This window comes from Sphingomonas sp. 66-10, from assembly GCF_001897045.1.
GTDB lineage: Bacteria > Pseudomonadota > Alphaproteobacteria > Sphingomonadales > Sphingomonadaceae > Sphingomonas > Sphingomonas lycopersici.
The window spans coordinates 107,052-113,105 of record NZ_MKRR01000106.1; the positions used below are offsets into that span (position 1 = coordinate 107,052).

7 protein-coding genes and 1 pseudogene are annotated in these 6,054 nt (G+C 68.3%); 3 read left to right on the forward strand and 5 right to left on the reverse strand.

Going from position 1 to position 6,054, the window contains the following annotated elements:
- Both BGN95_RS10240 and hisC read right to left on the reverse strand, forming a co-directional pair.
- Window positions 1-164, reverse strand: a pseudogene (locus BGN95_RS10240) (prephenate/arogenate dehydrogenase family protein); the annotation flags it as partial.
- Complete coding sequence (gene hisC / locus BGN95_RS10245) at window positions 164-1,261, reverse strand: histidinol-phosphate transaminase (RefSeq protein WP_286772547.1); 1,098 nt, start codon at window positions 1,259-1,261, stop codon at window positions 164-166. The pseudogene BGN95_RS10240 and the gene hisC, both read right to left, overlap by 1 nt.
- Window positions 1,262-1,481: 220 nt before the next feature.
- Here hisC and metX point away from each other — a divergent pair, with 220 nt between their 5' ends.
- From metX to BGN95_RS10260, 3 genes are read left to right on the forward strand one after another with little or no spacing between them, the layout of a single operon-like run.
- Window positions 1,482-2,597: a homoserine O-acetyltransferase MetX gene (gene metX, locus BGN95_RS10250; protein ID WP_179512924.1), complete on the forward strand. Its 1,116-nt coding sequence runs from the start codon at window positions 1,482-1,484 to the stop codon at window positions 2,595-2,597.
- A complete protein-coding gene (gene metW, locus BGN95_RS10255) occupies window positions 2,594-3,214 on the forward strand; it encodes a methionine biosynthesis protein MetW (RefSeq protein ID WP_179512923.1) in 621 nt (206 codons plus the stop codon). Before metX ends, metW begins: the two co-directional genes overlap by 4 nt.
- 13 nt (window positions 3,215-3,227) lie before the next feature.
- A complete protein-coding gene (locus BGN95_RS10260) occupies window positions 3,228-3,620 on the forward strand; it encodes a response regulator (RefSeq protein ID WP_179512922.1) in 393 nt (130 codons plus the stop codon).
- Here the strand turns inward: BGN95_RS10260 and BGN95_RS10265 are convergent.
- From BGN95_RS10265 to BGN95_RS10275, 3 genes are all read right to left on the reverse strand, one after another.
- Window positions 3,604-5,067 (reverse strand): sensor histidine kinase, encoded by a 1,464-nt coding sequence (locus BGN95_RS10265; RefSeq protein ID WP_286772574.1) that lies wholly within the window; start codon window positions 5,065-5,067, stop codon window positions 3,604-3,606. The genes BGN95_RS10260 and BGN95_RS10265 overlap by 17 nt on opposite strands.
- Before the next feature lie 59 nt (window positions 5,068-5,126).
- The gene (gene ssb / locus BGN95_RS10270) at window positions 5,127-5,687 is read right to left on the reverse strand and encodes a single-stranded DNA-binding protein (RefSeq protein ID WP_179512921.1); all 561 of its coding nucleotides are present in this window, start codon (window positions 5,685-5,687) and stop codon (window positions 5,127-5,129) included.
- 9 nt (window positions 5,688-5,696) lie between these two features.
- On the reverse strand, window positions 5,697-6,054 hold a 358-nt coding region (locus BGN95_RS10275), incomplete at its 5' end, for a nucleoside recognition domain-containing protein (protein ID WP_286772548.1).

Genomic DNA, 6,054 nt, shown 5'->3' on the forward strand with positions numbered 1-6,054 from the left:
GTCACATCGTCGAGCAGGTCGAGCCGGCGGGCGATCTCGCGCACCTCGGCGCTCGCGTCATGCCCGGTAAGCCGCACCGTCGGCATCGTCTCGCGCACCGCGCGCGCGATCGACGAGCCGATCAGCCCCAGCCCGATGATCGTGACGCGCGCGAACGGCAGCATCAGGCCCCGGCCATCCGGCGCAGCGCGGCGATCACGCCTTGCGTTTCCTCCGCGGTGCCGATCGTGATGCGCAGCCCGTGCGGCAGCCCCTGGCCGGGCAGCCAGCGGACGATATAGCCCGCGTCCATCAGCCCCTTGTAGGCGGTCTCGGCGCTCAGCTCGCCCTCGAACAGCACGAGGATGAAATTGGCCTGGCTGGGGATCGCGCGCAGCCCGGCATTGCCGAGCTTGGCGATCTCGTCGGCGAACCACGCGCGCCATTGCGCATTATGATCGCGCGTGCTGGCGACGAAGTCGGTATCGCCGAGCGCCGCGACCGCCGCCGCCGTCCCGGCGATGGTGATCGAGAAGGGCAGGCGGATGCGGTGCATCGCCTCGATGATCGCGGGCGCGGCATAGCCCCAGCCGATGCGCTCCGCGGCGAGGCCGTACATCTTGGAGAAGGTGCGGGTCACCAGCACGTTGGGGGCATTTTGCGCCAGCGCCATCCCGCCGTCGTCGTCGCCGCCGTCGATATATTCGGCATAAGCGTGGTCGATGACGAGCAGGATGTCGGGCCGCAGCCCGGCATGGAGCCGCTCGATCTCGCCGCGCGGGGCATAGGTGCCGGTCGGGTTGTTGGGGTTGGCGATGAACACGATCCGCGTGCGATCGGTGACCGCGGCGAGGATCGCGTCGACGTCGGTGGCATAATCCTTGTCGGGCGCCACCACCGGGGTCGCGCCGACGCGGCGGGTGGCGATCGGATAGACCGAGAAACCGTAATTGACGTAGATCACCTCGTCGCCCGGCCCGGCGAAGGCGCCGGCGGCGAGGTGGAGCACCTCGTCCGATCCGTTGCCATAGATGATCCGCGCCGGATCCAGCCCGTGCTTCGCGGCCAGCGTGTCGCGCAATTCGGTCGCGCTGGCATCGGGGTAGCGTTCGAGGCTGGTCGCGGCGCTGGCAAAGGCTTCGCGCGCCCTGGGGCTGGTGCCGAGCGGGTTCTCGTTCGACGAGAGCTTGGCGACCTTGCGGCCATCATCGGTGGTGGAGCGGCCCGGGATATAGGGGGCGATCTCCATGATCCACGGCTTGGGGACGGGTGCATTGGTCATGCCCGCGCGCTTACGCGGGCGCGGGCGTGGAGGGCAAGGGGGGCGAACCGCTTTCCCCGCCAACTGCCTTTCCGCCACCCCGGCGCAGGCCGGGGTCCAGCAGCGGGCCGGTCGGCACTGGACCCCGGCCTGCACCGGGGTGGACGGGAAAGGGCGGGATGCTGAGCGATGGGGAGCGGGTGTTGTGGGCACCGCCGCTCCCCGCTAACGCATCGCCACGATGTCAGACGATCAGCGTTACGGCCTTGGGCGCCATATCGTGCTGCCGGGGCCGCTCAGGCTCGACGGCGGGGGGATGCTCGCGCCGGTCGAGATCGCCTATGAAACCTATGGCACGCTGGCGCCCGACGGCGGCAATGCGGTGCTGATCTGCCACGCGCTGACGATGGACCAGTTCGTCGCCTCGCCGCATCCGCGCACCGGCAAGCCGGGGTGGTGGACCGCGATGGTCGGCCCCGGGCGGCCGATCGACACTGACCGGATGTTCGTGGTGTGCGCCAATGTGCTGGGATCGTGCATGGGAAGCTCGGGCCCGGCGACGATCGATCCGGCGACGGCGCGCGAATATGCGATGGCTTTCCCGGTGATCACGATCCGCGACATGGTCCGCGCGCAGGCGATGCTGCTCGATCATCTCGGGGTCGCGCGGCTCGCCGCGGTGGTCGGCGGATCGATGGGGGGGATGCAGGCCTTGTCCTGGGCGGCGACCTTCCCCGATCGCGTCGCGGCGGCGGTGGTGATCGCCTCGGCGGCGCGGCATTCGGCGCAGAATATCGCCTTCCACGAGGTCGGCCGCCAGGCGGTGATGGCCGATCCCCGCTGGAACAACGGCGACTATTATAACGGCGAGGTGCCCGCCGCCGGGCTCGCGGTGGCGCGGATGGCGGCGCATATCACCTATCTGTCCGAAGCGGGGCTCACCGAGAAATTCGGCCGGCGGCTGCAGGCGCGCGACGCCAAGTCGTTCGGGTTCGACGCCGATTTCCAGGTCGAAAGCTATCTGCGCCACCAGGGGCTGAGCTTCGTCGACCGGTTCGACGCCAATTCCTATCTCTATATCACCCGCGCGATGGACTATTTCGATCTCGCCGAGGAACATGGCGGGCTGCTCGCCAATGCCTTCCGCGCCAGCCGCGCGCGTTTCTGCCTCGTCAGCTTCGATACCGACTGGCTCTATCCGACGCGCGAATCGCGCGCGATCGTCCATGCGCTCAACGCCGCGGGGGCGCCGGTCAGCTTCATGGAATTGTCGAGCCCCTACGGCCACGACGCCTTCCTGCTCGATTCGCCCGAATTGTACCGCGTCGTCGCGGGTTTCCTGGGAGCGGGGGCATGACGCTGCGGCCCGATCTTGCGGTGATCGCCGATCATGTCGCGCCGGGCGCGCGGGTGCTCGATGTCGGGTGCGGCGACGGGCTGCTGATGGCGGCGCTGCGCGATACAAAGGGGGTCGATGCGCGCGGGCTGGAGCTCGATGCGGGCAATGTCGCCGCGGCGGTGGGGCGCGGGCTGTCGGTGATCCAGGGCGATGCCGATACCGATCTCGCCGATTATCCCGACCAGAGCTTCGATTATGCGATCCTCAGCCAGACGCTGCAGACGTGCCGCGCGCCCGACAAGGTGTTGCGCGATCTGCTGCGGATCGGCGGCCGCGCCTTCGTCAGCTTCCCCAATTTCGCGCATTGGCGGGTGCGGCTGTCGCTGTTGTGGGGGGGGCGGATGCCGGTGACGCGGCTGCTCCCCGAACGCTGGTACGACACCCCCAATATCCACCATTTGACGATCGACGATTTCCGCGCGCATCTCGCCGAACAGGGGATCGTCACCGAAGGAGCGTGGTTCCTGTCGCGTGGCAGAAAAACCACATCGGCGGCGGCAAATATGCTCGCCGAACATGCCGTCTTCCTGTTGCGGGGAACCGCAGGCGATTCGGGTAGTTTGCACCGGAAGTAATTTCGGACAGGGCATGCGTAAGTCAGCGTTGATTGTCGAGGACGAGATCTTCGTCGCTTTGGATCTGGAACGGATCCTCACCGATGCCGGTTACTCGGTCGCTGCGATCGCCGCTGATGCGCACGAGGCGCTGGCCGCCGCGCCGCGCTGTTCGCTCGCCTTCGTCGACGTCAATCTGCGCGACGGCGCGACCGGGCCGGCGATCGCCGCGCGGATCGTGCGCGATCATGGGGTGAAAGTGGTGTTCGTCACCGCCAATCCGGCGCAGATCGCGGGGGATTGCGGCGCGATCGGCTATATCCGCAAGCCGTTCAGCGAAGCCGCGATCCGCGCCGCCGCCGCTTTGGCGTTCGACGGCGTATCGCCGGGCAACGCCGATATCATGCGCTTCACCCCCTGCGCGTAAGCGCAGCGGCGGGCAGCTTTATCGACACCACCAACCCCTCCGGCCGCCAGTCGCGCTCGACCGCGCCGCCGAGCTGGCGGACCGCGCTCAGCTCGATCAACTGGCTGCCGAACCCGCCCTGCGCGGCGGGCGCGGTGACGGCGGGGCCGCCGGTTTCGCGCCAGACGAGGTGCGTCGCGTCGCCGTCGGCCGCCACGTCGAGCGAGACGGTGCCGCCGTCCTGCGCGAGCGCGCCATATTTGGCGGCATTGGTGGCAAGCTCGTGGAACAGCAGCGCGATCGGGGTCGCGGCGCGATCGTCGATCGCGACATCCATGCCGCCGACCGTGATGCGCGATCGCTCGGCGAGTTGATAAGGCTCGAACAATTCGGCGAACAGGCCGTGGAGGCTGTCGCGCTGCAGCGACGGGCGGGTTTCCAGGCTGTGCGGGCGGACGAAATCATGCGCCCGGCCAAGCGCGGTCACCCGCTCGCGCAGATCGTGCGCGGCGGGGGCGAATTCGGGGCGGACCCGCGCGGCGAACTGGATCAGCCCGGCGATCACCGCGAAGATGTTCTTGATCCGGTGCGACAGTTCGTGGCTGATGATCTCGCGCTCGTCGAGCGCCAGTTTCTGCTCGTGGATATCGGTGCAGGTGCCGAACCAGCGGGTGATCTGCCCGCCGGCGTCGCGGATCGGCAGCGCGCGGCCGAGCACCCAGCGATAGACGCCGTCGTGGCGCCGCAGGCGATATTCGATCTGATAGGGCTCGCCGTCCGCCAGGCTGCGCCGCCACAATGACCAGGCTTGATCGCGATCGTCGGGGTGGAATACCTCCGCCCAGCCGGTGCCGTCGGTCGCGCCCTCGGCGACCCCGGTGAAGGCATACCAGCGCGCGTTGAAATAATCGTTGTGACCGTCGGGTCGCGCCGACCACACCATTTGCGGCATCGTATCGGCCAGCGTGCGGAAACGCAGCTCGCTTTCGGCCAAGGCGGCGCGGGTATGCGCCGCCTCGCGCGCGGCGCGGCGCTCCTCGAGCCGGCCGAGCGTGGCGAGCGCGAGCAATTCCATTCCTTCGCGCTGGAAGGCGGTGAGCCCGTCGCGCGGCTGCTCGTCGATCACGCACAAGGCGCCGAGTGGCACCCCCTCGCGCGAGACGAGCGGCGCCCCGGCGTAGAAGCGGATATGCGGCGGGCCGGTGACCAGCGCATTGTCGGCGAAGCGCGGATCGCGCGCCGCGTCGGGCACTTCCATCACCTTATGGCCGTGCATCGCATGCGCGCAGAACGATTGGCTGCGCGGGGTTTCGGCGAGATCGGTGCCGACCCGCGCGAGGAAGCGCTGGAATTGCTCCTCGACCACGCTGACCAGCGCCACCGGGGTGTCGCACAATTGCCCGGCGAAGCGCGCGATATCGTCGAGCGCGCCTTCTTCGCGCGCGCCCGCGAGGTCGTAGAGCGCCATCACCCGCGCGCGGGCGATCTCATCGAGTTGTTGGGCGGAATCGTTCGCCAAGGGCGCCTTCAGAACGGCACGTCATCATCGAGATCGTCGGCGAAGCCACCGCGGGTCTGGCCGAAGCTGCTGCCGCCGGCGTTGTTGCCGCCGCCGCTCGCACCGCCGCCGCTCCGGGTCTGGCCGAAGCCGCCGCCCGAGGAGCCGCCGCCGAAATCGCTGTCGCCGCCACCCCAATCGTCACGCGCGCCACCGCCCGCACCGCCGCCACCGCCGGGCGCGCCGTCGAGCATCGTCAGCACGCTGTTGAAGCCCTGCAGCACGATCTCGGTCGAATAGCGATCCTGGCCGTTCTGGTCCTGCCACTTACGGGTCTGGAGCTGGCCTTCGATATAGACTTTCGAGCCCTTGCGCAGATAGCGTTCGGCGACGTTGGCGAGCCCTTCGTTGAAGATCGCCACCGAATGCCATTCGGTGCGCTCCTTGCGTTCGCCGGTGTTGCGATCCTTCCACGTTTCCGACGTGGCGATGCGCAGATTCACCACCTTGCCGCCGTTCTGGAAGGTGCGCGATTCGGGATCGCGCCCCAGATTACCGACGAGAATTACCTTGTTGACGCTGCCTGCCATGAAAGCCCCTCAAAGGCCGGCGGCCACCGCCAGCCAATATGTGATACCCGCCATGACATAGGCGGCGGTGAACAGATAGCCAATCATGAACAGCGGCCATTTCCACCCGTTCGTCTCGCGCCGGGTGACCGCGATCGTCGAGATGCATTGCGGCGCGAAGACGAACCACATCAGGAAGGCGAGCGCGGTGGGCAGCGACCAGCGGTGGCGCAGATTGTCGACGATGCTGCGCTGGCCCTTGTCGGACTCGGCGTCGTCGACCGCATAGACGGTGCCGATCGCCGAGACCGCCACCTCGCGCGCCGCCATCGCCGGGATCAGCGCCAGCGCGATATCGCGGTTGAACCCGATCGGCTTGACCACCACC

Bases quoted from the DNA above. Each gene is read 5' to 3' on its own strand.
- hisC (WP_286772547.1), bottom strand. From the start codon at position 1,261: ATGACCAATGCACCCGTCCCCAAGCCGTGGATCATGGAGATCGCCCCC.
- metX (WP_179512924.1), top strand. From the start codon at position 1,482: ATGTCAGACGATCAGCGTTACGGCCTTGGGCGCCATATCGTGCTGCCG.
- metW (WP_179512923.1), top strand. From the start codon at position 2,594: ATGACGCTGCGGCCCGATCTTGCGGTGATCGCCGATCATGTCGCGCCG.
- BGN95_RS10260 (WP_179512922.1), top strand. From the start codon at position 3,228: ATGCGTAAGTCAGCGTTGATTGTCGAGGACGAGATCTTCGTCGCTTTG.
- BGN95_RS10265 (WP_286772574.1), bottom strand. From the start codon at position 5,067: ATGGCGCTCTACGACCTCGCGGGCGCGCGCGAAGAAGGCGCGCTCGAC.
- ssb (WP_179512921.1), bottom strand. From the start codon at position 5,687: ATGGCAGGCAGCGTCAACAAGGTAATTCTCGTCGGTAATCTGGGGCGC.